The sequence below is a fragment of the Phenylobacterium sp. FG114 genome (assembly GCF_057809855.1).
On sequence record NZ_JBMDKU010000003.1, the window covers coordinates 42,958 to 68,693 of the forward strand.

The following is a 25,736-nucleotide window of genomic DNA, read 5'->3' on the forward strand; positions in this document are numbered from 1 at the left end:
GGGTCATGAGCCGGACCAACAGCCGCGATCGGGAGCTGCGGGAGCGCGCCGCGGCCGTGATCCCCGGCGGAATGTACGGCCACCAGTCGGTGGGCCTGCTGCCGGACGACTACCCGCAATTCTTCGAGCGCGGCGAAGGCGCCCATATCTGGGACGCCGACGGGAACCGCTACCTCGACTACATGTGCGCCTACGGGCCGAACCTGTTCGGCTATGCCCACCCCGAGATCGACGCAGCCTATGTGCGCCAGCTCGAAAAGGGCGACACGCTCACCGGCCCCACCGGGCTGATGGTCGAGCTGGCCGAGGCGCTGACGCGCATGGTCACCCATGCGGACTGGGCGATCTTCTGCAAGAACGGGACGGACGCCACGACCATGGCGCTGACCACCGCGCGGGCGCACGCCAAACGTCGGGTCGTGATCCGGGCCAAGGGCGCGTACCACGGCGCGATCCCGTGGTGCACCCCTCGGCCGGCGGGCGTGATCGACAGCGACCGGGCCCACCAAATCTTCTGCGATTACAACGACGTGGCCAGCCTGGAAGCCGCCGTGGCGCAGGCGGGCGACGACCTCGCGGCCATCTTCGCCGCGCCGTTCAAGCACGACGCCTTCATCGATCAGGCCGAGCCCGACCCGGCCTACGCCCGCCGCGCCCGCGAACTGGCCGACCAGACCGGCGCCCTGTTGATCGTCGACGAGGTGCGGGCGGGCTTCCGCCTGTCGCGGGACTGCTCCTGGAGCCGGATCGGCGTGCAGCCTGACCTCTCCACCTGGGGCAAGTGCGTCGCCAATGGCCACCCCCTGTCGGTGATGCTGGGGAACGACAAGGCCAAGACGGCCGCCGCTTCGATCTATGTGACCGGCTCGTTCTGGTTCCAGGCGGCGACCATGGCCGCGGCCCTGGAGACCCTGCGCCTGATCCGCGACACCGACTACCTGGAGCGCATCACCGGCCTGGGCGACACCCTGCGCGCCGGCCTGGCCGAGCGCGCCAAGGCCGCGGGTTTCGGCTTCCGCCAGACCGGTCCCGGCGTGATGCCGCTGTTCCTTTTCGACGACGACCCGGACCTCCGCAAGGGCTTCTGCTGGTCATCCGAGATGCTGAGCCGCGGCGTCTATGTGCACCCCTGGCACAACATGTTCCTTTGCGCGGCCATGACCGACAGCGACATCGCCCAGACCCTCGACGCGGCCGAAGCCTCCTTCGCCGCCCTGAAGGCCCAGGTCCGCGACCTGTCGCCGGTCGAGAAACTCGCCTTCCTTTCCGCCGGAGCCCGCTGATGGACGACTATTCCGAGTACGACGGCCTGGGCCTCGCGGCGCTGGTCGCGAAGAAGCAGGTCACGCCGGCCGAGCTGGTCGAGGCGGCGATCGACCGCATCGAGCGGCACAATCCGGCCCTGAACGCGGTGGTCTACAAGGGCTACGACGACGCGCGGAAGTGGGCGGCCGGCGACCTGCCGGATGGTCCGTTCAAGGGCGTGCCGTTCCTGATCAAGGACCTGGGCGCACAGGTCAAAGGCTGGCCCCGTAGCTCGGGCAGCAACTTCGCGCAGGTCGCGGCCGACGCCGAGGACAGCGAGCTGGTCAAGCGCTACCGCGCCGCCGGCGTGGTCATGCTGGGCAAGAGCAACACGCCCGAGTTCGGCATCCCCGGCGTCACGAACTCCGAACGGCTGGGCTTCTGCCGCAACCCCTGGAACACCGAGCACATCTCCGGCGGCTCTTCCGGGGGCGCCGCGTCGGCGACGGCGGCGGGCATCGTGCCCCTCGCCCACGCCAGCGACGGCCTGGGATCGATCCGCATCCCCGCCGCCTGCTGCGGCCTGGTGGGCATGAAGATCACCCGCGACCGGACGCCGATTTGCGAGGTGTCGGACGGCGCGCTGGGCTTCTCGGTGCACCACGTGGTCAGCCGGACGGTCCGCGATAGCGCCGCGATGCTGGACGCCACCGGCTACGCCCAGCCGGGCGACCCGTTCCAGGCGCCGGCAAAGAACGGCCCCTATCTCGCCGAGATCGAGAAGAGCCCGGGCAAGCTGCGCATAGCCTGGTCGGCCGAGACGCCCAGCGGCCGGCCGATCCCCGACGAGATGCGCCAGGCGCTGGAGCGCACCGCCGAACTGCTGAAGGGCCTGGGCCACGAGGTGTTCGAGCGGGGGCTGGGCATCGATTACCGCCTGCTCTACCGGGCCCAAGGCCTGGCCAGCGCCTCGAATTTCTCGGCCAATGTGAAGCGCTGGGTCGAACTGCTCGGGCGCGAGCCCGAGCCCGGCGAACTGGGCCCGCTGGCCCAGCGCGCCTACGAAGCCGGCCAGCGGCTCAGCGGCCAGCAGGCCTTTTGGGGCTTCCAGCAGCTGCGGCTGCTCAATCGCCAGATCCTCGCGGCCTACGAGGACTTCGACGTCTTCCTGACGCCGGTGATGGCCACGCCGGCGCCCCGCTGCGACTGGCTGAACCCGCTGACCGACGATCTCAAGGAGTTCGACCGCCGCCAGGCCGCCACCTACGGCACCACGCCGCCCGCCAACTTCACGGGCCAGCCCTCGCTGTCGCTGCCCCTGTGGGAATCCGCCGATGGCCTGCCGGTCGGCATGATGTTCACCGGCCGCTTCGCCGATGAAGCCACGCTCTATCGCCTGGCCGGCCAGCTCGAGAAAGAAGCCCCGTGGAAGGATCGCCGGCCTGCTGTATGGGGATGATCCTCACGTAGCGGGGCGAGGCTGATGGGTTTCTGGACGCGGCGGAACTGGATGACCCTGGCCGCCCTCGGGGGCTTCGTGGCGGTGGCGGTCGGCGCCTTCGCCGCGCACGGCGTCGCCGATCCGAAGGCACAGGAATGGCTGCGCACCGGCGCCACCTACGGCTTCATGCACACCATGGCGACCTTCGCTTGCGCCACCTTCATGAACATCGGCGCCAAGCGGGCGCGGTTCGCGCCGGGCTTCTTCCTGAGCGGGACGGTGATCTTCTCCGGCTCGCTGTACGCCATGGCCCTCGGCGCTCCCCGCTGGTTCGGGGCGATCACGCCGATCGGGGGGACGCTGTTCCTGATCGGCTGGGGCGTGCTGGCCTGGGCGGCCCGCGGCGTCGATCCTCAGGCCTGAGCCGAGCGCGGCAGGGCCAGGAGCCGCAACGTCGCGGCCGAACCCAGCAGGCAGGCCAGCATCACCAGGGCCATCGGCCGCGCGGTGCCGTCGTGGAAGGCTCCGGCCAAGCTGGACGCAAGAGCGCCGGCCGCGAACGAGGCCGCGCCAAGCAGGGCCGAGGTGGCGCCCGAACGCAGCGGATCGATGCTGAGGGCCCCCGCCGTGGTGTTGCCGGCCATGAACCCGTAGCTGCCGAGCAGCAGGAACAGCAGGGGCGCGACGGTCCACAGTCCGCCCACGCCGGTCACCGCCGCCAGGGCCAGCAGGGCGCCGACGCCCAGCGACACCGTGCTGGCGCGTGCGAGCACCTGGTCGGTCGTGGCGTTCCGCAGCGCCAGGCGATTCAGCTGGCTGGAGCCGATCACCGCCACCGCGTTCGCGGCGAAGAGGAACGGGAAGACCGCCACGGGCACATGATAGGTCCCCATCATCACGTCCGGCGACGAGGCGATATAGGTGAACAGGGTCGCGCCGTTCAGCGCGCCGCACAGGGCATAGCCGATGAGCCGCCTCTGCCTCAGCACCGCCAGGTAGGACTGGAACGGGTTTTCCTTGCCCGCCTGGACGGCGGTCGCCTCCGAGCGGGACTCCTTCAGCCGCAAGAAGGCGGCCAGGCCGATGGCGGCGCCGACCAGCGCCATGAACCAGAAGTTCCAGGACCAGTCGCCCAGCCCCAGCAGCACCCCACCCAGCATGGGCGCGAGGATCGGCGCCAGGCCCATGATCAGCATCATCAGGCTCAGGATGCGGGCGGTGTCGGTGTGGCCGAACTGGTCGCGCACCACGGCGCGCACCACCACACCGCCGGCGCAGGCCCCCAGCGCCTGGACGAAGCGGCCGACCAGAAGCTGATCGACCGTCTGGGACAACGCGCAGCCGATCGAAGCCAGGACGAAGACCGCCACCCCGAACAGGATCGGACCGCGGCGGCCCAGGCGGTCGGACGCCGGGCCGTAGATCAGTTGCCCGATCGCCATCCCGGCCAGGAAGGCGGCCACGGTGGCCTGCGTCTTGCCGGCGTCGGCCTCCAGCGCCGCGCCGATGGCGGGCAGGCTGGGCAGGTACATGTCGATCGCCAGCGGCCCCATGGCCGTGAGCGAGCCCAGGAGGACGACGAGGCCCCAGGGCGTCGGTGCGGGCGGCGATGTGGGAGAGTCGTTGGCGGACGTCACGGCGCCTATGCCCTACTGGCCAACAGGGTTTGAGGGAAACTCGAATTGCGGCCAAGGTCGCGATCAGCACCGGGGAGGACCAGATGTCGGCGCTTGAGACCATGATGCCGCCTGTGAAGCGCGCGGCGGTGAACGGCGTCGAAATCGCCTACTACGAGGCGGGGCCGCGCGAGGGCGTTCCCATCGTCCTGTGCCACGGCTTTCCCGAGCTGGCCTTCTCGTGGCGCCATCAGATCAAGGCGTTCGCCGACGCCGGCCGCTGGGTGATCGCCCCGGACCAGCGGGGATACGGCCTTTCATCCAAGCCCACCGACGTCGCCGACTACGACATCGACCACCTGACGGGCGACATGATCGCGTTGCTGGATCACCTGGGCGTCGAGAAAGCCATCTTCGTCGGACACGACTGGGGCGGCATCGTGGTGTGGCAGATGCCGTTGCTGCACCCGACACGCGTCGCCGCCGTGATCGGCCTGAACACGCCCTTCCTGCCCCGCGCGCCGGCCGATCCGATCCTGATCATGCGCAACCGCTTCGGCCCCGACATGTACATCGTCTGGTTCCAGAAGCCCGAGGAGCCCGAGGCGGTCCTGGGCGAGGACACGGCCAAGACCATGCGCTTCTTCATGCGCAAGCCGGCCGCCCTGCAGGCCGCGGCGGCACAGCCCAATGAGTCGGGCTCGACCTTCGCGTTCAAGGATCTGCTGAAGCAATGGGACGGCAAGACGGGCGGCGAGCAATTGCTCACCCCGGACGAGCTGGCCGTGTTCGCCGACGCCTTCCGGGAGGGCGGCTTCTTCGGTCCGGTGAGTTGGTATCGGAACTTCACCCGCAACTGGGAGCGCGCCGAAAAGTTGACTCAGCGGATCGACGGCACCCCGTGCCTGATGATCACCGCCGAACTGGACGCCGTGCTGACGCCCGAGATGGCCGAGCCCATGCCGCATTTCGTCGGCGACCTGGAAACCCACATGGTCAAGGGCTCGGGCCACTGGACACAGCAGGAGAAACCGGAGGAAGTGAACCGCCTGATGCTGGACTGGCTGGACAGGCGTTTCCCGAAGTAGAAGGGCGCATGGAAAGAAATACCCCGGCCCCAGGCGTCGCCGCGATCGACCACCGGCGCGGCCTCTTCGCCGACAACGAGCCGTTCGCCAGCGGCTGGCTGTCGACCGGCGGCCCGCACGAGATCTTCTACGAGGAGTGCGGCAACCCCACCGGCAAGCCCTGCGTCATCCTGCACGGCGGCCCGGGCGGAGCGATCAACCCGACCATGCGCCGGTTCTTCGACCCCACGAAGTGGCACATGGCCCTGTTCGACCAGCGCGGCTGTGGCAAAAGCCGCCCCAACGCCAGCCTCGACGACAACACCACCTGGTCGCTGATCGAGGACATCGAGCGGCTGCGCGAGCACCTCGGCGTGGAGAAATGGTGCGTGTTCGGCGGCTCGTGGGGTTCCACCCTCGCCCTCGCCTACGCGATCAAGCACCCCGAGCGGGTCGAGAGCCTGGTCCTGCGGGGCGTCTTCCTGCTGACCGAGCGCGAGCTGCGCTGGTTCTATCAGGACGGGGCCTCGATGATGTTCCCCGACGCCTGGGCCCGCTTCTGCGCGCCCATTCCGCCCGAGGAACGCGGGGACATGATGGCCGCCTACCACAAGCGACTGACCCACCCGGACCGCAGGGTGCAGGCCGAGGCGGCGGCCGCCTGGAGCCAGTGGGAAGGCGACACCATCTCGATCCGAGGGCCCGAGGCGCGGCCGTCGAAGTTCAACGAGATCGACTTCGCCATCGCCTTCGCCCGCATCGAATGCCATTTCTTCGTCAACGGCGGCTTCTTCCCGGAGGCGGACTGGCTCATCAAAAACGCCTCGGTGCTGAAGAACATCCCCGGCTGGATCGTCCAGGGCCGGTTCGACGTGGTGACCCCCATGGAAAGCGCCTGGCGGCTGAAAACCGCCTGGCCCGCCGCGCGGTTCGAAGTGGTCTGGGATGCGGGCCATGCCTCGACCGAACCCGGCATCGTCGACGCCCTGGTCCGGGCCACCGACCAGGCGCTGAAGGTCTGATCCTGAGCAGTCGCGCCGATATCGTCCGGGCCTATCTCAAGGCCATCGAAGAGCGCCGCGACTCGCTCGCGTTCTTCACTGAGGATGCGATTCAGGAGGAATTCCCGAACGCCCTAGTCCCAACCGGCGCGCGCAGGACCATGGACGAACTGCGCGAGGCGAACGCTCGCGGGCGCAACGTCATGACCTCCGAGACCTACGAGATCGTCAACCTGATCGAGGACGGCGACCGTGTGGCCTGCGAAGTGTTGTGGCGAGGCGTCCTGGCGGTGCCGCTTCGCTCTCTGAAGCCCGGCGACGCGATGAAGGCCCGCTTCGGCGTCTTCTTCGAGTTCCAGGGCGACAAGATCCGTCGCCAGCACAACTACGACTGCTTCGACGCCTTTTGAGCCGGCGGCGCGGGCCGCACGCCAAGGACTTCGAGCAGCAGGTCCGAAAGACGGGCGCTGACGATCTCGGTCCCGCTGGCGTTGAAATGGCTCCAATCCCGGTACAGCTCGTTCCGGTTGGTCAGGTCGGAGTTGTCCAGCACCGGGCCCAGGCGCTCATATCGCGCCCAGTCATGCGGCTTTCCGGCCCGGTTGAAGGCCGGCAGATAGATGAACACCAACTTCGCGCCATGCGCCTTGGAAGCGGCCGCGATCTTCTCCAGATAGACTTGATCGTCCTCGTCGGTGACCGCGCGCACCGACGCCGGCAGTCGCGACTTGCGGTCGAACTCCCACGCGTGCGCCTTGGCCTCGGCCAGGAGTTCGTCGCGAGTCATCTGCTTGGGCGCCGTCCCGCTGCGCTTCCAGCGCGCCATCCAGGCCGTGTACCGCCGTTGATAGTCCTTGGCGTCGAACTCGCCGTCGATCCCGATCAGGTCCGGCGCCACAGCCGCGAAGGACAGCTTCATCTGGCGGAACGGCAGATACATGAGGTTCTTGCGCAGATCGTAGAGGCCGTATGACGCCTCGGCCCAGACCTCGCCGGCGGGGGCGAGGTAGCGGAAACTGTCATGGCCCCAGGGGTACGGGCGCTCGTTGATCGCCACAACCACCACCTTGGGCCTCTTCGCCTCCAGCGTCTGTTGCAGCAGGACCCACTGTGTGTTCCGACCATCGCCCGGCAGCGACATGTTCACGACCTGGCCCGGTGCGCCGGCGGCGGCGAGCTTCTCCTCCACCCAGGGCGCGCTCAGGCCCAGACCGGTCCGCGAGTTCCCCAGGACCACCACGTCGATCGGCCGAGGGTCGAAGTGAGCGCGCTCGTACGAAAGGCGCGCCCCGGCATAGATGGTGTCGTCCAGCAGCTGGTAGCGATGATAGGCCCGATCGGGCAGCAGGGTCGCCGCAGCAGCGAACGCCGCCGCCAGGGCGACGATGAAGACGCAGGAAAGGATCAGTCGGGTCCGGCTCATTCTGCCCAACTAGAAATTGAAGTAGACGAACACGCTCGTCCCACTCTGGATGAATTCGATCCCCATGAAGAGCAGGAAGGCGATGTAGATCAGCACCGGCAGCACGGGCCGCCACTGCCAGCTCAGGATCGGCTTGCCGACCGCCTTCCACGTCGCGAAGTTCGCCGCCGGGCGGTACTTGCGCATGATCTGCTGGGTGTTCGGCAGGAAGACCACGATCAGCGCCGCGATCACCAGGAGCAGCAGGAAGCCGGGTTGGGCGAAGCCGCTGAGCGCCGGATTCAGCTCAAAGCCGTTCAACCCCCACATGCCGCGGAAGATCGCCACGCCGTCGTGCAGGGACTCCGCGCGGAAGAACATGTTGCCGGTGAGCACGCAGGCCAGCGTTAGGACATGGTAGCCGGCGCGGCGCAGCACGCCCTCCTTCGGCGCGGGCTTGCCCTCGCGCTTCAGCCGACGGCGATGGCGCCGCTTGAGCTCGCGATAAGCCTCGTTGATGGAGACATAGGCCCCGTTCAGCAGGCCGTAGACTACATAACCCCACCCCGCGCCGTGCCACACCCCCAGCAGGAAGAAGGTGATGAAGGACGGGGCCACGACCGTGACCGCGAACGCGCTCCAGTTCTTCAGCCCCAACCGCGCCGAAAGGCGGTTCAGCGGCAACGCCAGGGGCTGGAAGACGTACGACAGGATGAAGCGCTGGAGCGACATGTGCCAGCGACGCCAGTAGTCGATGACGCTTGCCGCCCGCAGCGGCGAGTGGAAGTTCAGCGGCAATCGCACGCCGAACATCCGAGCCAGACCGATCGCCATGTCGGAGTAGCCGGAGAAGTCGAAATAGACCTGCAGGGTCCAGCCGACGGCGATCAGCCAACCGGTGGTCGGGTCGACCGCCCCGCTCTCGGTGGCGGCCTTGTACATCGGGATGAAGTAGGCCGCGATGCTGTCAGCGATGACGGTCTTCTTGAAGAGGCCGATCGAGAAGATCGAGAGGCCGACCAGGATGTTCGACCACTGCAGGACGCCGAACAGCTTGTCGCGGAACTGCGGGATGATCTCCTTGTGGTGGACGATCGGACCCGAGATCAGCTGGGGGAAGAACGCCGCAAAGAGCGCGAACTCGCCGACGGTGGTTTTCTTCGCCTCGCCCCGCGCGCAGTCGACGAGGTAGGCGATCTTCTGGAATGTGAAGAACGAAATTCCGAGCGGCAGGATGATGTGGGGAACGACGAAGTCGGCCCCAGCAAATCGGTTCAGATTGTGAACCGCAAACATCGTGTATTTGAAGTAGAGCAGCGCCGCGAGGTCGATGGTCAGGCCGGAATAGAGGATAGCCTGCGCAATGCGTGGCTTAATCTCTCGATAGTGCTGGATGTAATGGCCGAGGACGAAATTCAGGACGATCGAGACCAGCAACACCCAGGTCTGCGAAGGCATCCACCAAGCATAAAAGCCGAGCGAAGCCACCGTCAGAACCCACATGGAGGTCAGGCGGCCGAAGCGCCTCAGCAGATAGAACGCGGCCAGCGCAACCGGCAGGAACGCGAAGATGAAGATGAAGGAATTGAACAGCATCCAGGCTGGACCTATTCCCTCTCGATCGTCATCGGCAGCTCCGGCGCGACATAGGTCGCCAGATCCAGAGCCCAGGTCGTGTGGCCGTCAGCGTCCGACAGCTGCTCGAAGCCCAGCTTCTTGTAGTGGCCGGAGACCATCTTGTTCTTCGCGGTCGGAATGTATTCGCCGACCAGTCGGCGAGCGCCTGTCTCGCGCGCGGCGCGGACCACCTCGGCCAGCACGGCCTCCTCGACGCGACGGCCCAGCACGCGGCAGCTCATGAGCCAGGTGTCGTTGACCCAATCCTCGCCCTGCTGGCGGAAGATGATGACCGAGATCATCCCGGAATCGCCGAACCGGTCGGCGAGGCGGACCTGCAGAGTGAAGGCGCCGGGGTCGTCCTGGGCGGCGGCGATCTGCGGCTCGGTATAGCGGCGGGTGGTCAGGTTGAACTGGTTCGACTTGTTGACCAACTGAGTGATCCGCGCCCGGTTGACCGCGTCGAACGGCTTCAGCGTGCAGATCATCTCCAGCGACTGGAGGTAGCCGGCGACGTCGCTGGTGCTCGCCAGTTCACGGCGCTTGGCCTGGGCGCGATAGTCGTCGGCGCGCTTGGCGTCTTCTTCCACAAAGGAGATCGCCTCGAACCAGCCACCGGCCGTCAGCGTCCGCGGATAGAGCGCCGGATCCTCCGGCACTTCGGGAACCGCCACCATCGGCAGCTCGCGGCGAACCTGCGCGCGCTCGGCCGGGTTGTCGTCCAGGAAGACCAGCGCATCGAGGCCGATCTCAAGCGTCTCGGCGATGGCGCGGAGGTTCGCCGCCTTGTCGGTCCAGTTGGCGTGGAAGACCGCGATGTCATCTTCGAGCAGCACCATCTCGGGGTGTTCCCGGAACGGCTTGATCGCCGCGTCGTGCTCGTTCTTGGAACAGACGGCCAGGATGACGCCGCGCTGTCGCAGCCGCTTGGCGAGGCGCTGGATCTCAAGGAAGGCTTCGCCGCTAGCGCTGCCCTGCCCCAGCGCGATGCCCTCGACCCCGTCATCGCCGATGACGCCGCCCCAGAGCGTGTTGTCAAGGTCGAGCACCAGGCACTTGCGCGCCTTGCCCGCGATGGACGCCAGCACCCGGCAGACCACATCCGCATAGAATGGAACGATCGTCAGCGCCTGGGGCAGCTTCGCCATGTGCCAGCGCGCCGGATCCTCCCAGTTCGCTAGCCCGACCCACGCCGCGGCGCGAGCCACGTCGACCACCACCACGTCACTGGCGCGCGCCCACTCGGCGATCCGCGCGTTGAGCGCGCCCACCATGGCGTAGCCGCTCTGAGGTTGGACGAGATCCAGGCTGCCGAACAGCGGCTCCATGGGCGGCACGACGGTCTGCATCAGCACCCCGCCGCGCACCCAGCCCTTCAGTCCGTCGACGATCCGCCGCAGCGAGGCCGCCGCGAACTCGACCTTGCTCTCGGCCTCTTCGGGGCCGACGACGCTCGTATTCAGGTCCAGCGTACGATAGTCGCTGGACACCAGCACGAAGTCGGGATCCTGGGCGCGGAAGTCGCTGTCCGGATCGCAGGCGCCCTGCAGCGCCGAGCCGTAGTCGCCGACGATCACCTCCACGAGGAGGTTGTGGCGCAGAGCCGTGCCGACCACGGCGGACCCGATCACGTCCTGGGTGCCGTCGCCCAGCAGCCCCAAGCGGATTCGGCGAAGCTCACCGCCAATCGACGCCTTGGCGTAGAGCCCAGCGGTGCGCGCGAGCTGCTCGAGCTGGCTGAGGTTCAGCCCGAAGTTGGCGAGCGCGACGAGTTCCTTCTCGACGCCCTCCAGTCGCCCTTCACCGACGGCGGCGCGCAGCGCTCTCACGCGGTCGCGGAAGTCCGCCGGCGGCGGTAGCAGCCATTCCAAGTTCTCCAGCATGTCGGACGCCCCCTGGGGAACTCAGTTCTTCTGCAGCTTTTGCTCGATGGCGCTCACCATGTCGCCGACGTTCGTAAAGCGCTCGATCTCGCCCGTGGAGAACTTGACGTGGAAGCCCTGCTCGATGGCGACTACCAGCCGGATGTGGCTAAGGCTGTCCCAGCCTTCGACGTCCTTGGCCGTGGTTGCATCTGTGATCGTCAGCTCGTCCAGGTCCAGCACGTCGATCATGATGTCCTGAATCTTTGCGGTGATCTCAGCCCTATCCACAGCCACCCAATCCCTCTGTCTACAACTGGCGCCCCCGCCCGCGCGCCGCGCTTGTGCAAGCACGGTACGCCGCCGCCCGTTTCGCACGCCAGCGGAGGTCAAGCGAGACCGATAAGCGGGAATCGTAAATCTTTCTATTGCGCTGTGCGGCCCCACTCACGCGGAAAGCCACGTCGCCCTCTAGACGAACGAACCCTTGCCGCTCGTGACCTCCGCGTAGCGATGGACGCGGACCGACTGGACCAGGCCGAACCCGATCATCACGGTCAGCATCACGGTGCCCCCGTAGCTGAGCATCGGCATGGGCACGCCCACCACGGGGGCCAGGCCCATGACCATGGCGCCGTTGATCATCACGTAGAGCGTGAACGTCGCCGTGACGCCCGCCGCCGCCAGCCGGCCGAAATGGCTGTGACTGAGATAGGAGGTGCGCAGCGCCATGAAGATCGCCGCCGCGTACAGCACCAGCACCGACACGCAGCCCACGAAGCCGAATTCCTCCGCCAGGGTGGCGAAGATGAAGTCGGTCTGCTTCTCCGGCAGGAAGTTGAGTTGGCTCTGCGAGCCCAGGCCGTAGCCCTTGCCCAGCAGGCCGCCCGAGCCCAGGGCGATCATCGACTGCAGGATGTGGTAGCCCGAGCCCGACGGGTCGCTTTCCGGGTCCAGGAAGGTGAGCACCCGCTGGCGCTGGTAGTCGTGCATCACGAACATCACGAAGGGCGGGATCACCGCCAGCGCCGCCGCGACGCCGGCGCCGATGGTCTTCCACGACAGCCCCGCCAGCACCACGATCGCCCCGCCCGTCATGGCGATCAGCATGGCGGTGCCGAGGTCGGGTTGGTGGGCCACGAGCAATACGGGCAGCGCGATCATGGTCGCCGGGATCAAAAGCCACCACGACAGCCGGGCCCGTTCGGCCGAGACCCCGTGGTAGAGCCGCGCGAGCGCGAGGACGATGCCCAGCTTCATGACCTCGGACGGCTGGAAACTGAAGCTGCCGATGGAAAGCCACCTCTGGGCGCCCAGTCGCACGTCACCCACCGCCTCCACCGCGACCAGGAGCAGCAGGCCGAGGCCGTAGATCGGATAGGCCAGGGCGAACCAAACCCGGATGTCGATCATCGCCAGCGCGATCATCATCAGGAGGCACATTCCGAAGCGCGCGACGTGGGCTGCGGCCCACGGCGTCCACGACGATCCCGCGATGGAGAACAGCATCAGGCCGCCGGCGCCTGCGATCAGGCTCAGGACGAGGACGAACACCCAGTCGATTTCCGACAGTTTGACGACCAGCCGGTCGCGTTCGCCGGGACGGGTGAGCGCGGACACGGTCATGCTTGGGTTCCGGGCGCTGGGCTAGTGGCGTGGGTCTGATCCGGGGCCGTTTCGTCGGGCGCGGCCGGCATGGGCGTGACCGTCTGCACCCGGCTCATCACCTCGGCGTCCTTCAGCAGGACCGTCCGCATGATCTCACGCGCCCGAGGCGCGGCGGCGCTGGCGCCGAAGCCCCCGTGCTCGACCAGCACGCTGATGGCGTAGCGGGGATCGTCGTAGGGCGCGAAGGCCACGAACCAGGCGTGGTCACGCAGTTTCCAGGCGCCGGCCGTGCCGTGGACGCCGCGGCCGCTGCCATAGGAATAGGCCTGGGCCGTCCCCGTCTTGCCGGCCATCTTGATCGGGCCGAGGCCCAGGTCGGCCACGCGCGCGGCGGTCCCGACGGTGGTCACCGCCGCCATGGCTTCGCGCACGAAGTGCAGGTGCTCCTTGTCCACTGGCAGGTCGCCCCAGGCCGCGCCCGACTTCTGCTCGACCCCGCCGATCGAGCGGATCAGCCGTGGGTGCAGCGCCTTCTGGCCGTTGGCGATGCGGGAGGTCATCACGCAGAGCTGCAGCGGGTTCAGGTTGGTGTAGCCCTGGCCGATGCCCATGCTGGGCGTCTCGCCCGGATGCCACTTGGGATCGCGCGGAAAGCGGCGGCGCTTGTACTCGGTGTCAGGCACCAGGCCCTTCTTCTGGCCGGGAATGCCGATGTCGAAGATCTCGCCCAATCCGAACTTGCGGGCCGTGTCCGCGATCTTGTCGGGACCGATCGCCAGGGCGGTCTGGTAGAAATAGATGTCGCACGAGGTGGCGATAGCGCTGTGCATGTCCTGCGCGCCGTGGACCTGGTCGCACTTCCACGTCCGGCCGAAGAACCAGTGGCCCGTGCACACATGCACGGTCTTGGGGTCGTAGCCGTTCTCCAGCGCCGACAGCGCCACCATGGTCTTGAACGTCGAGCCCGGCGGATAGGTCGCCGTCAGCGCCTTGTTGAACAGCGGCTTGTGGTCGTACTGCGCCAGACCGCGATACTCGGCCCCAGTCAGCCCGCGCACGAACTTGTTCGCATCGAAGCTTGGGCCCGAGAACATGCAGAGGATGTCGCCGTTCCGGCAGTCCATCACCACCGCGGCCCCGCTCTCTGCGCCGAACACCTCTTCGGCGCGAAGCTGCACATCGACGTCCAGGGTGAGCTGGATCTCCTTGCCGGGCGTGGCGGGGATGTCGCCGTTAGGGTCCTCGCGGACCTGCCGGCCGTTGGCGTCCACCTCGACCTTCTCAGCTCCGGGCCTGCCGCGCAGATCCATGTCGAAGGCCTTCTCCACCCCCTGCTTGCCGATCCGGAAGCCCGGATGAAGCATGATCGGGTCGGGGTTGGGCGTCTTGTCGATGTCTTCCTTGTTCACCTTGGCGACGTAGCCGATCACGTGCGCGAAGGCGCCGCCGTAGGGGTAGACCCGCACTTCCCCCATGTCGGCGGTCACACCGGGCAGCTCGGGCTCACGCACGCTGATGGCGCTGAACTGCTCCCAGCTCATGTCTTCCATGACCTGGATGGGCGCGCGCTTCGGCGCGGCGTTGATGTCCCGCAGCAGGCGGCGCTGGCGGGCCTCGTCCAGCGGCACGAACTCGGCCAGCGTGTGCAGCGTCGCCTCGGGGTCCATGCCCTTGTCGCGGGCGACCATCAGCCGGAAGTTCGGACGGTTTGCCGCCAGCACTGCCCCGTTGCGGTCGACGATCAGGCCGCGCGGGGCCGGCAGAAGCTTGAAGTTGAACTGGTTCGAGGTCGCCAGCTTCTCATAGCGCTGGGTCTCGAAGAGCTGGAGATAGGCCAGGCGCGAGCACAGCGCGCCCACGCCCAGGCCGGCGAAGGCGCCCAGGATGATCGTGCGCCGGTGGAACACGCCCTGGCGCTCGTTGACTTCCTCGAAAAAGATGGCGGGTTCGGTCATCGCCGGCGCCTCAGGCCGTCCTCTCCACATTCGAGACCGCGGGCACGGTGTCGAGTTCCCGGTCGGGCACGATCTCGGGCATCGGCAGCGGCTTCTGCACCCGCGAGATCAGCTCCGGATCCTTCAGCAACGCGGTGCGCATGATCTCACGGGCCCGCGGGGCCGCCGCCGTCGATCCGCCCATGCCGTGCTGCACGATCACCGCCAGCGCATAGCGCGGCGCGTCGATCGGCGCGAATGCGACAAAGAGACCGTGGTCGCGCAGGCCCCAGGTCCCGCCCTTCCCCCGCGACCCGCCGCTGTCGTAGTTGCGCACCTGCGCGGTGCCGGTCTTGCCGGCCATCAGGATGTCGCCAAGGCCAAGCTGGCTGGCGCGGTAGCCGGTGCCGCCCACGTCGGTCACCGCCGCCATGCCGGCGCGTACGCGGTCGATGTGGTCGCGCGGGAACGGCAGGTCCGGGGCGTCGGACCCCCGCGGTCGCTCACGGCCCCCCACCGACTTGATCAGCCGCGGATTCAACGCCTTGTAGTCGGCGTTCGCCAATCGCGCCGTCATCACCGCGAGTTGCAGGCAGTTCACCTGCAGGTAGCCCTGGCCGATGGCGTAAGAGAGGTTCTCACCGGGCCACCAAGGCTGCTGGGCCTCGTTCTTCGAGAAGTAGCGCTTCTTCCAGGCCGGATCGGGCACGATCCCCTTCTTCTGGCCGGGGATGCCGATGTCGAAGGTCTGGCCCAGGCCAAAGGCGCGCGCCGCCTGGGCGATCCGGTCGGGTCCGACCCGCAGCGACATCGAATAGAAATAGGTGTCGCAGGAGTTCTTCAGCGCGTCGTTGAGGTTCTGCGATCCGTGGCCGCCGCGCTTGTGGCAGTGGAAGTAGCGACCGCCGAAATGCATGCCGCCGCCGCAGCCCACCCGTTCCTCGGGGCTGATCCCGGCCATCAGGATCGCCAACGCGGTCATGGTCTTGAAGGTGGAGCCGGGCGGGTAGAGGCCCGACAGGCACTTATCCAGCAGGGGCTTGCGCTCGTAGGCGGCCAGCGCGCGATACTCGGCGCCGGTCAGGCCGCGGACGAAGCGGTTGGCGTCGAACGACGGGGCCGAGGTCATGCAGAGGATGTCGCCGGTCCGGCAGTCGATCATCACCGCCCCGCCGCTCTCCTCGCCGAACACCTCGAGGGCTCGGTTCTGGATGTCGACGTCCAGGGTGAGCTGCACCTCCTGACCGGGGACGGCCGGGATATCGCCATCCTTGTCGTGGCCCACCTCGCGGCCGTTGGCGTCCACCTCGACCTTATGCGCGCCAGCGCGGCCGCGAAGCTCGGCGTCCAGCGCCTTCTCCACGCCCTGCTTGCCGATCCGGAAGCCCGGATGGAGCATGATCGGGTCGGGGTTGCCTCCGGCCTCGTTGATGGCGTCGATGTCGTCCTTGTTCACCTTGGCCACGTAGCCGATCACGTGTGCGAAGGCGCCGCCGTGCGGATAGACCCGCACCTCGCCGACGTCCGCGCTGACGCCCGGGAGTTCCGGCGCGCGGACGTTGATGGCTGAGAACTGCTCCCAGCTCATGTCCTCCATCACCGACACCGGCGCGCGCTTGGGGGCGCTGTTGATGTCCCGCAGCAGCCGGCGCTGGCGGCCCTCGTCGAGCGGCACATAGTTGGCGAGCGTCTTGAGCGTCGCCTCGGTGTCGAACCCCTTGTCGCGGGCGACCATCAGCCGGAAGTTCGGCCGGTTCGCCGCCAGCACGGCGCCGTTTCGGTCGACGATCACCCCGCGCGGCGCCGGCGCGAGCTTGAAGTTGAACTGGTTGGAGGTCGCCAGCTTCTCATAGCGCTGGGTCTCGAAGAGCTGGAGGTAGGCTAGCCTCGCCCCCAGGGCGCTGATCCCCACGCCAGCAAACGCGCCAAGCAGGATTGCGCGGCGGTGGAACAGGCCCTGCCGCTCGTTGACCTCCGCGAAGAAGATGGCCGGTTGGGTCATCCTGCTTCGCTCCTGACGGAGCTACGGAGGACCGGGTTGAACCCTGCGAAGCCTTGGCGAAGGAGGGTCATGGCCTAGCGGAACCTCACGTCGGCGTCTTCGAACCGGTCGATGAGCCGATCAGCGAACGGATAGAGGACTACGGTCGCCAGGAATTGCCAACCCACGGAAATGGGATCCGGCGCGTTCTGGGTGTCGAGCATCGTGAACAGGTAGCCGGCCCCAAGGGTCAGGCCGGTGGCCAGGCCGTACCAAAGCCACATCATCACCTGGCTCTGGCCCGCCAGGATGCTGCGCGCGCCCAGCACGATGCCGTAGGGCAGCAACAGGCACACCGCCCAGAAGCCGGTCGGCGCCCCCCACAGGAAGTCCAGGAAGATGCCCATGGTCATCACGCCCAGCGGGCCCAGCATCGAGGGGCGAATGACGGCCCAGGCGAAAGCCACCGGAAGGGCGAAGACCGGCTCGGGCAGACCCAGGCCCCAGAACCGGATCGGCAGCGCGAACAGCAGGCTGAGCGCCATCACCTGAAGCATGGGCACCCCCAGCCAGCGCCAGGGCGCGAGCGGACGGGCGCCGCTGCTGCTCACGTGGGGCCCCCGGCGGGCTGGGTGGCCTTGGGCGTCGGCGCCTTGGGCGCGGGCGTCTTCGCCGCTGGGGTCGCCGTGGTCTTCGCCGGCGGCGTGGCCGCCTTGGCCGGAGGCGTCGCCGACTTCGCAGCCGGCTGCGCAGGCGTCGTCGACTTGGGGGCCGGCGTCGCCGCCTTGCCAGCGGGCTGGGCCGGCGGAACACCCTTCGGCGCCGGAGTCGCGGCGGGCGACGCCGCGGTCCGCGGCGCGGCGGCCGGCAAGGCGGAGGCCGGAGCGGTCGCCTGCGGCGCCGGCGGCGGCAGGGTGGTCGCGCCCGGCGTCGGCGGCGGCGCGACGCCATGTTCCAGCTTCTTCGCGTCGGCGACCTGGGTGAAGTCCTCGAAGAGCAGGATGCGCACCAAGTCGACCGCGGCCTTGTCCGAGGCGAGCACCACCCGCCAGCGACCGTCGAGCCCCTTCACGGCGACGCCCACAGGAAGGCCGCGCGGAAACACGCCGCCGTCGCCGGAGGTCAGGATGCGGTCGCCGCTTTTCACCGGGTCCTGACCGCGCAGGTATTCCAGCTTGGGGTTCGGACCGCCGTCACCGGTCAGGATGGCACGCGAGTTGGTGCGGTCGACCATCACCGGCGTACGCGAGGCCGCGTCGGTGAGCAGGAGCACCCGGCTCACGCCCTCGGTCACGCCGACGATCCGTCCGACCAGGCCGTTCTCGCTCATCACCGGATTGCCGGGCTTGATCCCCTTCTCGCTGCCGGCGTTGGCCAGGCGTGAGTTCGCGAAGGGGCCGCGGCTGTCGGTGACGATTCGCGCAGTGGCCATCGGGATCGGCGGGTCGGTCTTCAGGCCCAGAACGGTGCGGTAGCGCTCGTTCGTGTCGCGCAGGGCGATCGCCACATCGCGCCACTGGCGCATGTTCTCAAGCTCGGCGCGCAGCCGACGGTTCTCGGACACGGCGAAGAAGTAGCCGCGGATTCCGTCGACCCCCTGCCCCGTCAGCCGCCCGGGCGTCGACAGCGCGTCGCCCACCGGCGCCAGAACCTTGTCGGTCATGGTGCGGGGATTGCCATAGGCGTCGGTGTCGAACGCCTCGCGGCGGTCCGACAGCAGGATCGCCACCGAAGCGATCAGGACGACGATGAACACGATGCCCGCCGTCCAGGTCAGCGGGACCTTCAATTCGCCGAGCGGGTTGTCCCTCAAGGACATCTAGGCTTCGCCCCTACCCCCTCCGGGTGGTTTCTTAGGCCAGGGTGGATTCCAGCACGCCCTTCATCCACTTGGGATGCTCGAGCACCTTGCCGCAGCCCAGGGCCACGCACGACAGCGGATCATCGGCCACGGTCACCGGCAGGCCGGTGTGGTCGCGGATCTCGGCGTCCAGGCCGCGCAGCAGCGCGCCGCCGCCCGTCAGCATGATGCCCTTGTCGGCGATGTCCGAGGCGAGCTCGGGCGGCGTCGCTTCCAGCGCCATCTTCACCGCGTCGACGATCTGGCCGACCGGCTCCGACAGGGCGTCCGACGCCTGCTTTTCCGAGATGCGCACTTCGCGCGGCACGCCCTGCATCAGGTCGCGGCCCTTGACCTCGATCGAGAGGCCCTCGCCGTCAGCCGGCGCGCGGGCGGTGCCGATCTCCTTCTTGATGCGCTCGGCCGTGGTCTCGCCGATCAGCAGGTTATGGTTGCGGCGCATGTAGCTGATGATCGCCTCGTCCATCTTGTCGCCGCCGACGCGGACCGAGCGCGAATAGACGATGCCCGAGAGCGAGAGCACCGCCACCTCGGTGGTGCCGCCGCCGATATCGACCACCATCGAGCCGGTGGGCTCGTGGATCGGCAGGCCAGCCCCTATGGCCGCGGCCATGGGCTCGTCGATCAGGCCCACGCGGCGCCCGCCAGCGTTCAGGCACGAATCGTTGATCGCGCGGCGTTCGACGGCGGTGGCGCCCGACGGCACACACACGATCACCTTGGGGTTCACGAAGCCCTTTCGGTTGTGAACCTTGCGGATGAAGTACTTGATCATCTCCTCGGCGACTTCGAAGTCGGCGATGACCCCGTCGCGCATGGGACGGATGGCTTCCATGTGGCCCGGCGTGCGGCCCAGCATCTGCTTGGCCTCGATGCCCACGGCGTGGACCACCTTGCGGCCGCCCACGTTGCGGAGCGCCACCACCGAGGGCTCGTTCAGAACGATGCCCTTGCCTTTCATGTAGATCAGCGTGTTGGCGGTGCCGAGGTCGATGGCGATGTCGTTCGAGATGGCGCCGAAGAGAGACGAGATCATGCAGGGCCCTAGGGGGAAAGGGGCGAAAGAGGCGAACCGACAGAGGGTTTCAAATGCGAACCGACTGACACACGAAGATGCGTCGAGTCGCTACGCTTTGTCTGGCGGGCTTTACGTCCCTCTGCCCTGACGAATTAGCCATTTCAAGGCTTAATGAGACGTATGCGCTTTCGCGTCGCGCGCGAAAACCCCAGTGGCGCATCGCCGCGGAATCGCCCTTTTTCCGAAGCAGCCGGCAAAACATGGGTCTACCGCTCGTTGAGCGGGGGCACGGAGACACGTCGCTCCAGCCGCAGAAGGGTCAGTACGACCGCGAAGCCGAAGGCCGCCAGCAGCGCCGCCATGGCGTGCGCGCGATCCCATTCGAGCGCCTCGACCGCCTTGAAGATCTCGATCGAAAGCACGTTGGTGGTTCCCGGGATGCCGCCGCCGATCATCAACACCACGCCGAATTCGCCGATCGTGTGGGCGAAGGTGAGGATCGCGGCCACCACATAGCCGGGAATCGAGAGCGGCAGGGCCACGCGCCAGAAGGCCTGCCAGGTCGTGGCGCCCAGGGTGGCCGCGGCGTCGAGGTTGTCGTCGCCCACCTCGCGGAACGCGTTGCGCAGCGGCTGCACGGCGAACGGCAGCGAATAGATCACCGAACCGATCACCAGACCCTCGAAGGTGAAGGCCAGCGTGCGCACGCCCAGCGCCTGCAGCGGCGCCATCAGCACGCTGTTCGGGCCCAGGGCGATCAGAAGGTAGAAGCCAAGCACGGTCGGGGGCAGCACGATGGGCAGCGCCACCAGCGCGCCGACCACCTCGGCCTTCCAGCCGCGGGAGCGCGCCAGCCACCAGGCCAGCGGCGTCGAGAGCGCGAGCAGGATCAGGGTGGTGACGCCCGCCAGCTTGAGCGTCAGCCAGACGATGTCGAGGAAGCCGGTCAAGGAACCTCGTAGCCGTACTTGCGGACGATCGCCTTCGCCTCGGAGCCCTTGAGGAAGGCCATGAACGCCTTGGCCGCGGGGGCGTTCGCACCGGTCTTCAGCAGCACCGCCTGCTGGTCGATGGGGGTGTGGTCGGCCGCCGGCACGATCCAGCGCGAGCCGCCCTTCACCGCGACCACCTGCGAGAGCGCCACGAAACCCAACTCGGCCGCGCCGGTGTCGACGAACTGATAGGCCTGGGTGATCGAAGTCCCCTTCACCAGCTTGGGCGCGAGCGCCTCGTAGACGCCGAGCTTCTTCAGGGTCTCCACCGCGGCCAACCCGTAGGGCGCCGTCTTGGGATCGGCGATGGCGATCTTCGCGAACCGGCCGCCTTTCAGCACCGCGCCGCGGGGGTCCACCAAGCCTGGCGTCTTCGAATAGAGCACCAGCCGCCCGACGGCGTAGGTGAAGCGGCTGCCCACCACGCCCAGGCCTTCAGCCTCGGCCTTCTCTGGCCGCTCCCGGTCCGCCGACAGGAAGACCTCGAACGGCGCTCCATTGGCGATCTGGGCGTAGAACTGGCCGGACGAGCCGAAGCTCAGCACGGCGTCGTGGCCAGTCCGGACCTTGAACCGCCCGGCGATCTCCTTGGCCGGCTCGGTGAAGTTCGCGGCCACCGCCACCTTCACCTCCGCAGCGAAGGCGGAGGTTGCCACCGATGCGGCCACGAGGATCAGGGAAAGGAATGTTGCGAGACGCATGTGGCGTTATGTACTCATACTACATAACGGAGTGAAGCATGCTCAGCGCCAACGTCACGTTAGAGCGGCCGGGCCTTCCCCGGGTGGCGCTCGCCCGCGCGGCATTGCTGGAAGCCATCGGCCAATTCGGCTCGATAAGCGCCGCCGCCCGCACGGTCGGCCTCTCCTACAAGGCGGCATGGGATGCCGTTCAGGCCCTCAACAACCTCTTCGACCGGCCGTTGATCCTGGCGGCGCCGGGCGGAAGGGCGGGCGGCGCTGCGCAACTCACCGAAGAGGGCCGAACAGCGCTTTTGGCGTTCCAGCGGCTCCAGGCCGAAATGGACGCGGCGCTCGCGCGTCTGGATCAGGACCTCGCCACCGACATGTTCTGGAGCCTCGGCATGAAGACCAGCGCCCGCAACGCGCTCCTCGGAAGAGTCGTCGCGATTACGGCCGGAGCGGTCAACACCGAGGTGACCTTGCGCCTGGGCGACGGCCTCGAGCTCGTCGCGGTCGTCACGGCTCAAAGCGTCGATGACCTTGGATTGGCCGTCGGCAAGCCGGCAATCGCCCTGATCCAGTCAAGCTTCGTCATCCTGGCCAAGGGCGAAGGCTTGCGGACATCGGCGCGCAACCAGATCGCAGGCGTCGTGCAAGCGCGCGAAGACGGCGCGGTCAACAGCGAGGTTCGCCTCGACATCGCCAGCGGCAAGACCCTGGTCGCAACCGTGACCCTCGAGAGCGCCAACGCGCTGGACCTCGCGCCGGGGGACCGGGTCACGGCCCTCATCAAGGCCCCCCACGTCATCCTTGCCGTGGAGTAGCCCGATGCTGCGCACCCTGCTGATCTCGTCGGCGATGGCTGCTGCGCCCCTCGCCGTCCAGGCGCAGACGCTCGCGCTCAAGGGCCCATCCGGCCAGACCGCCACGCTGACCGCCGCCGACGTCGCCAAGCTGCCGCGCGTGAGCTTCCTGTTCGAGGCGCACGGGCAGAAGCACACCTACGAGGGGCCGCTGCTGATCGCGGTGCTGGCCAAGGCGGGCGTTCCAACCGGCAAGGACCTGCGCGGCCACGCGCTGGCCAACGCCGTGGTTGTGCGGGCTTCGGACGGCTATGCGGTGGTCTACGGTCTCGCGGAGTTGGATCCCGGCACCCGGCCCAACCGCGTCATCCTGGCCGACAAGGCCGACGGTGCTGCGCTCAGCGACAAGGACGGGCCGTTCAAGGTGGTTGCCGAGGGCGACCTGCGTCCGGCGCGCGGCGCACGATGGGTCACGTCCATCGAGGTGGTGAACCTCGGCGGAGGCGGCGGCGCGCAGCATTCTCACTAGCCGCTGGCCCCGCGCCGGCGAACCCTCTAATCCCGCCCGCGACAACGGCGGGGAGGACGGCATGAGCGGCGACGACGACTTTGTCTATGACGAGGCCACGGGCGAATGGATCAGCGCCGCCGAGGCGGCCGAGCGGGCGCGGGCGGCAGGCGTGGTCGAGGTGCGGGACGCGGTCGGCAAACTGCTGGCCGACGGGGACAGCGTCACCCTGGTCAAGGACCTCAAGGTCAAGGGCGCGGGCGGCCAGACCCTGAAGCGCGGCACGGTGATCCGTTCGATCCGCCTGACCGGCGACGCCCAGGAGATCGATTGTCGGCACGAGACCATCAAGGGCCTCGTCCTGCGCGCCGAGTTCGTGAAGAAGAACTAGCCCAGGGCGCAGAGCAGCAGGCCCGCCGCGGTCAGTCCGCCCCCGACCCACTGGCGCAGGTGGAGCTTCTCCCGGAACAGCTTGCGGCCCACCGCGGCGGCGATGGGCCCCTCGATCAGGCCCACCGCGCGCACCGGCGCGGCCGGCGCCAAGGCCAGGGCGCCGAACCAGCAGGCTGAGGCGGCCGAGCCGAAGAAGCCCGCGGCCAGCGACGAGCGCCAGGCGCCGGTCACCGCCTTGAGCGCCTGAGGCCGGGTGGCCGCCAGGATTGTCGTCAGCGTGAGCGACTGCATCGCCTGGGCCACCACCAGCGCCGCGGTCGCGGAGAAGATCGGATGGGCGGGATCCAAGGCGCGGCCGGCCTCGCGGAAGCCGTTGAACGCCACCGCGAACGCCGCGCCGGACGCCAGGCCCAGCAGCGCGCCGGCGAGGTCGGCCTTGCCGTGGCCATGCCGCGGCCACGACAGCACGATCAGGCCCGCGGTCGCCACGCCGACGCCAAGCCAGACGCCGGGGCTGAGGGCGTCGCCAAGCACCAGCCAGCCCATGATCGCCGCCAGTGGCAGGGACGACTGCTGCAGCATGGTGGCGACGGCGAAGCCCGCGCGGCTCATGGCCATGAGCAGGATGGCGGTGGCTGACACCTGGGCGATCGCCCCGATGACCGCGCCCGCCCAGAAGGTGGAGGTCCAGTGCGGCTGCGCGGCGGGCGTCACCATGAACACCGCCGCGAAGATGGCGATGGAGAACGGCAGGCCGAACAGGAAGCGGACCAGGGTCGCGCCCCACGGGCCGGCGTCGGCCACCAGCCCGCGCTGCATCGCGTTGCGAGCCACCTGCAGCGGCGCCGCCACGATGGTCAGGAGGATCCAGAGCATTTGGTAAAATCCGTCATCCCGGCCAACGGAGCGGCGAAGCCGCGCAGGCCGAGCCGGGACCCACGCGGCCGGACGGCTCGCGCGAGGTCGCGACGATCAGGTGCTGATGGATGGCCGGGTCAAGCCCGGCCATGACGACTCGATGCTTGGATCAGAACCCGCTGGCGACCTTGCCCGGCGCGCTCTTTTCCTTCCTCGCGAAGAGGTTGTTGAGCGCGTTGACATAGGCCTTGGCCGACGCCGTCAGGGTGTCGGTGTCCGCCGCCGAGCCGGTGGCGATGCGGCCGTCGTCCTCGAGACGGACCGAGACCTGGGCCTGGGCGTCGGTGCCCTCGGTCACCGCGTGCACCTGGAACAGGCGCAGGATCGCATCATGCGGCACCACGGCGTGGATGGCGTTGAACACCGCGTCCACCGGGCCGTCGCCGGTGGCGTTGGCCGACTTCTCGTCGCCATCGATGGTGACGGTCAGGAAGGCTTCCTGCGGCCCCTCGGTGCCGGCGATCACCCGCAGGTGCTTGACCTGGACCTTGTCGGCGCTGCTGGCCAGGGCGTCGTCCACGAGGGCGATGATGTCGTCGTCGAAGACGTGCTTCTTCTTGTCGGCCAGGTCCTTGAAACGCTGGAAAGCCTCGTTCAGCGCGTTCTGGCCCAGCTCGTAGCCCAGGTCCTTCAGCTTCTCGCGGAAGGCGTGGCGGCCCGAGTGCTTACCCATGACCAGGTTCGACTGGGCCTGGCCCACCGATTCCGGCGTCATGATCTCGTAGGTGCCGCGGTCCTTCAGCATCCCGTCCTGGTGGATGCCGCTCTCGTGGGCGAAGGCGTTCTTGCCGACGATCGCCTTGTTGAACTGCACCGGGAAGCCGGTGATCGCAGAGACGTAGCGGCTGGCGCGGGTGATGTGCTGGGTCTCCACGCCCGTGTAGTAGGGCAGAGTGTCGCCGCGCACGCGCAGGGCCATGACGATCTCTTCCAGCGCCGCATTGCCCGCCCGCTCGCCGATGCCGTTGACGGCCACCTCCACCTGACGCGCGCCGCCCTGGACGCCGGCCAGGCTGTTGGCCACGGCAAGGCCCAGGTCGTTGTGGCAGTGGGTCGAGAAGATCACCCGGTCGGCGCCGTCAACGTTCTGGATGATGTCGCGGAACATGTCGGCGTATTCGCTGGGATAGCTGTAGCCCACGGTGTCCGGCAGGTTGATCGTGGTGGCCCCCGCCTTGATCGCGGCGTCGACGCAGCGGCGCAGGAAGTCCTGCTCGGTGCGCGTGGCGTCCTGGGCCGACCACTCCACGTCGCCGCACAGGTTGCGGGCGTGGGTCACCGACTTGGTGATCATCTCCAGGATGTCTTCCTGGCTGGCGTGCAGGATGTGGTCGCGGTGCGACGGGCTCGTCGACAGGAACGTGTGGATCCGGCCGCGCTTGGCCTTTCGGACCGCCTCGGCGCAGCGTTCGATGTCGGCCATGCCGGCGCGGGCCAGGCCGCAGACGACGCTCTCGGTAACGATCTCGGAGATGGCGCGGACGGCTTCGAAGTCGCCGTTCGAAGCGATTGGGAAGCCCGCCTCGATCACATCGACCTTCATGTCCTCGAGGATCTTGGCCAGCTCCAGCTTTTCCTCGTGCGACATGGATGCGCCGGGCGATTGCTCGCCATCGCGCATGGTGGTGTCGAATACGATGACGCGGTCGCGGCCGGCGGTGTCGGCGTTCGCGGGGACGGGGTTGGTCATGTTCGGTCTCTTCGCGGTGTTTTCGTTGGGGACGGAGGTGTCAGACCCCTGGTCGCCCGGCCGCGAAGATGCGCGTGCCTAGAGAGGCGCCCAGGG

General features: G+C 68.1%; 23 protein-coding genes and 1 pseudogene. 9 read left to right on the forward strand and 15 right to left on the reverse strand.

Features of this window, described 5'->3' with window-relative positions; genetic code table 11:
- Nucleotides 1-5 precede the first annotated feature (5 nt).
- The 3 genes from ACODSY_RS05570 to ACODSY_RS05580 are packed head-to-tail and all read left to right on the forward strand — an operon-like array spanning nucleotide 6 to nucleotide 3,109.
- Nucleotides 6-1,283, forward strand: a complete 1,278-nt coding sequence (locus ACODSY_RS05570) for an aminotransferase class III-fold pyridoxal phosphate-dependent enzyme (RefSeq protein ID WP_488950672.1) — start codon at nucleotides 6-8, stop codon at nucleotides 1,281-1,283.
- Nucleotides 1,283-2,704: an amidase gene (locus ACODSY_RS05575; RefSeq protein WP_488950673.1), complete on the forward strand. Its 1,422-nt coding sequence runs from the start codon at nucleotides 1,283-1,285 to the stop codon at nucleotides 2,702-2,704. The genes ACODSY_RS05570 and ACODSY_RS05575 overlap by 1 nt, the downstream gene beginning before the upstream one ends.
- Before the next feature lie 24 nt (nucleotides 2,705-2,728).
- On the forward strand, nucleotides 2,729-3,109 hold the full coding sequence (locus ACODSY_RS05580) for a DUF423 domain-containing protein (protein WP_488950674.1): 381 nt from the start codon (nucleotides 2,729-2,731) through the stop codon (nucleotides 3,107-3,109).
- On the opposite strand, the gene ACODSY_RS05585 is transcribed toward ACODSY_RS05580, so the two are convergent.
- Nucleotides 3,100-4,323, reverse strand: a complete 1,224-nt coding sequence (locus tag ACODSY_RS05585) for a multidrug effflux MFS transporter (RefSeq protein WP_488950675.1) — start codon at nucleotides 4,321-4,323, stop codon at nucleotides 3,100-3,102. The two genes, ACODSY_RS05580 and ACODSY_RS05585, sit on opposite strands and share 10 nt — an antisense overlap.
- Nucleotides 4,324-4,406: 83 nt before the next feature.
- Between ACODSY_RS05585 and ACODSY_RS05590 the strand changes: the two genes are divergently transcribed.
- From ACODSY_RS05590 to ACODSY_RS05600, 3 genes are read left to right on the forward strand one after another with little or no spacing between them, the layout of a single operon-like run.
- Nucleotides 4,407-5,390, forward strand: coding sequence for an alpha/beta fold hydrolase (locus ACODSY_RS05590; protein ID WP_488950676.1), 984 nt, complete (start codon nucleotides 4,407-4,409; stop codon nucleotides 5,388-5,390).
- A gap of 8 nt (nucleotides 5,391-5,398) precedes the next feature.
- Nucleotides 5,399-6,391 (forward strand): prolyl aminopeptidase, encoded by a 993-nt coding sequence (pip, locus tag ACODSY_RS05595; RefSeq protein ID WP_488950677.1) that lies wholly within the window; start codon nucleotides 5,399-5,401, stop codon nucleotides 6,389-6,391.
- A 20-nt stretch (nucleotides 6,392-6,411) separates the two neighbouring features.
- Nucleotides 6,412-6,780, forward strand: coding sequence for a nuclear transport factor 2 family protein (locus tag ACODSY_RS05600; protein ID WP_488951082.1), 369 nt, complete (start codon nucleotides 6,412-6,414; stop codon nucleotides 6,778-6,780).
- Here ACODSY_RS05600 and ACODSY_RS05605 read toward each other — a convergent pair.
- The 12 genes and pseudogenes from ACODSY_RS05605 to modA all read right to left on the reverse strand — a co-directional run bounded on the left by ACODSY_RS05605 (nucleotide 6,756) and on the right by modA (nucleotide 21,346).
- Nucleotides 6,756-7,793, reverse strand: a complete 1,038-nt coding sequence (locus ACODSY_RS05605; protein ID WP_488950678.1) for an SGNH/GDSL hydrolase family protein — start codon at nucleotides 7,791-7,793, stop codon at nucleotides 6,756-6,758. The two genes, ACODSY_RS05600 and ACODSY_RS05605, sit on opposite strands and share 25 nt — an antisense overlap.
- Before the next feature lie 9 nt (nucleotides 7,794-7,802).
- Nucleotides 7,803-9,368: an MBOAT family O-acyltransferase gene (locus ACODSY_RS05610; RefSeq protein ID WP_488950679.1), complete on the reverse strand. Its 1,566-nt coding sequence runs from the start codon at nucleotides 9,366-9,368 to the stop codon at nucleotides 7,803-7,805.
- A gap of 11 nt (nucleotides 9,369-9,379) precedes the next feature.
- Nucleotides 9,380-11,272, reverse strand: a complete 1,893-nt coding sequence (locus ACODSY_RS05615) for an HAD-IIIC family phosphatase (RefSeq protein ID WP_488950680.1) — start codon at nucleotides 11,270-11,272, stop codon at nucleotides 9,380-9,382.
- A 21-nt stretch (nucleotides 11,273-11,293) separates the two neighbouring features.
- On the reverse strand, nucleotides 11,294-11,548 hold the full coding sequence (locus ACODSY_RS05620) for an acyl carrier protein (RefSeq protein WP_488950681.1): 255 nt from the start codon (nucleotides 11,546-11,548) through the stop codon (nucleotides 11,294-11,296).
- A 174-nt stretch (nucleotides 11,549-11,722) separates the two neighbouring features.
- Nucleotides 11,723-12,877 carry a rod shape-determining protein RodA gene (gene rodA / locus ACODSY_RS05625; RefSeq protein ID WP_488950682.1) on the reverse strand — a complete coding sequence of 385 codons (1,155 nt, stop codon included), beginning with the start codon at nucleotides 12,875-12,877 and terminating at the stop codon, nucleotides 11,723-11,725.
- Nucleotides 12,874-14,814 carry a penicillin-binding protein 2 gene (gene mrdA / locus ACODSY_RS05630; RefSeq protein ID WP_488950683.1) on the reverse strand — a complete coding sequence of 647 codons (1,941 nt, stop codon included), beginning with the start codon at nucleotides 14,812-14,814 and terminating at the stop codon, nucleotides 12,874-12,876. The genes rodA and mrdA (ACODSY_RS05630) overlap by 4 nt, the downstream gene beginning before the upstream one ends.
- A 10-nt stretch (nucleotides 14,815-14,824) precedes the next feature.
- A complete protein-coding gene (gene mrdA, locus ACODSY_RS05635; protein WP_488950684.1) occupies nucleotides 14,825-16,795 on the reverse strand; it encodes a penicillin-binding protein 2 in 1,971 nt (656 codons plus the stop codon).
- A gap of 74 nt (nucleotides 16,796-16,869) precedes the next feature.
- On the reverse strand, nucleotides 16,870-17,385 hold the full coding sequence (locus ACODSY_RS05640; RefSeq protein WP_488950685.1) for a hypothetical protein: 516 nt from the start codon (nucleotides 17,383-17,385) through the stop codon (nucleotides 16,870-16,872).
- A gap of 161 nt (nucleotides 17,386-17,546) precedes the next feature.
- A pseudogene (gene mreC, locus ACODSY_RS05645) lies at nucleotides 17,547-18,593 on the reverse strand (rod shape-determining protein MreC); the annotation flags it as partial.
- A 34-nt stretch (nucleotides 18,594-18,627) separates the two neighbouring features.
- Nucleotides 18,628-19,671, reverse strand: a complete 1,044-nt coding sequence (locus tag ACODSY_RS05650; RefSeq protein WP_012522835.1) for a rod shape-determining protein — start codon at nucleotides 19,669-19,671, stop codon at nucleotides 18,628-18,630.
- Nucleotides 19,672-19,919: 248 nt separating this feature from the next.
- Nucleotides 19,920-20,603, reverse strand: a complete 684-nt coding sequence (gene modB, locus ACODSY_RS05655) for a molybdate ABC transporter permease subunit (RefSeq protein WP_488950686.1) — start codon at nucleotides 20,601-20,603, stop codon at nucleotides 19,920-19,922.
- The gene (modA, locus tag ACODSY_RS05660; protein ID WP_488950687.1) at nucleotides 20,600-21,346 is read right to left on the reverse strand and encodes a molybdate ABC transporter substrate-binding protein; all 747 of its coding nucleotides are present in this window, start codon (nucleotides 21,344-21,346) and stop codon (nucleotides 20,600-20,602) included. Before modA ends, modB begins: the two co-directional genes overlap by 4 nt.
- A 38-nt stretch (nucleotides 21,347-21,384) precedes the next feature.
- On the opposite strand from modA, the gene ACODSY_RS05665 reads away from it, so the two are divergent.
- From ACODSY_RS05665 to ACODSY_RS05675, 3 genes are all read left to right on the forward strand, one after another.
- Nucleotides 21,385-22,152 (forward strand): TOBE domain-containing protein, encoded by a 768-nt coding sequence (locus ACODSY_RS05665; protein WP_488950688.1) that lies wholly within the window; start codon nucleotides 21,385-21,387, stop codon nucleotides 22,150-22,152.
- 4 nt (nucleotides 22,153-22,156) lie between these two features.
- Complete coding sequence (locus ACODSY_RS05670) at nucleotides 22,157-22,660, forward strand: molybdopterin-binding protein (protein ID WP_488950689.1); 504 nt, start codon at nucleotides 22,157-22,159, stop codon at nucleotides 22,658-22,660.
- A 151-nt stretch (nucleotides 22,661-22,811) separates the two neighbouring features.
- On the forward strand, nucleotides 22,812-23,030 hold the full coding sequence (locus ACODSY_RS05675) for an alkylphosphonate utilization protein (RefSeq protein ID WP_488951083.1): 219 nt from the start codon (nucleotides 22,812-22,814) through the stop codon (nucleotides 23,028-23,030).
- On the opposite strand, the gene ACODSY_RS05680 is transcribed toward ACODSY_RS05675, so the two are convergent.
- Nucleotides 23,027-23,908 carry a DMT family transporter gene (locus ACODSY_RS05680; protein WP_488950690.1) on the reverse strand — a complete coding sequence of 294 codons (882 nt, stop codon included), beginning with the start codon at nucleotides 23,906-23,908 and terminating at the stop codon, nucleotides 23,027-23,029. The genes ACODSY_RS05675 and ACODSY_RS05680 overlap by 4 nt on opposite strands.
- Before the next feature lie 151 nt (nucleotides 23,909-24,059).
- Complete coding sequence (locus ACODSY_RS05685; RefSeq protein ID WP_488950691.1) at nucleotides 24,060-25,640, reverse strand: 2-isopropylmalate synthase; 1,581 nt, start codon at nucleotides 25,638-25,640, stop codon at nucleotides 24,060-24,062.
- Between the last annotated feature and the right edge of the window lie 96 nt (nucleotides 25,641-25,736).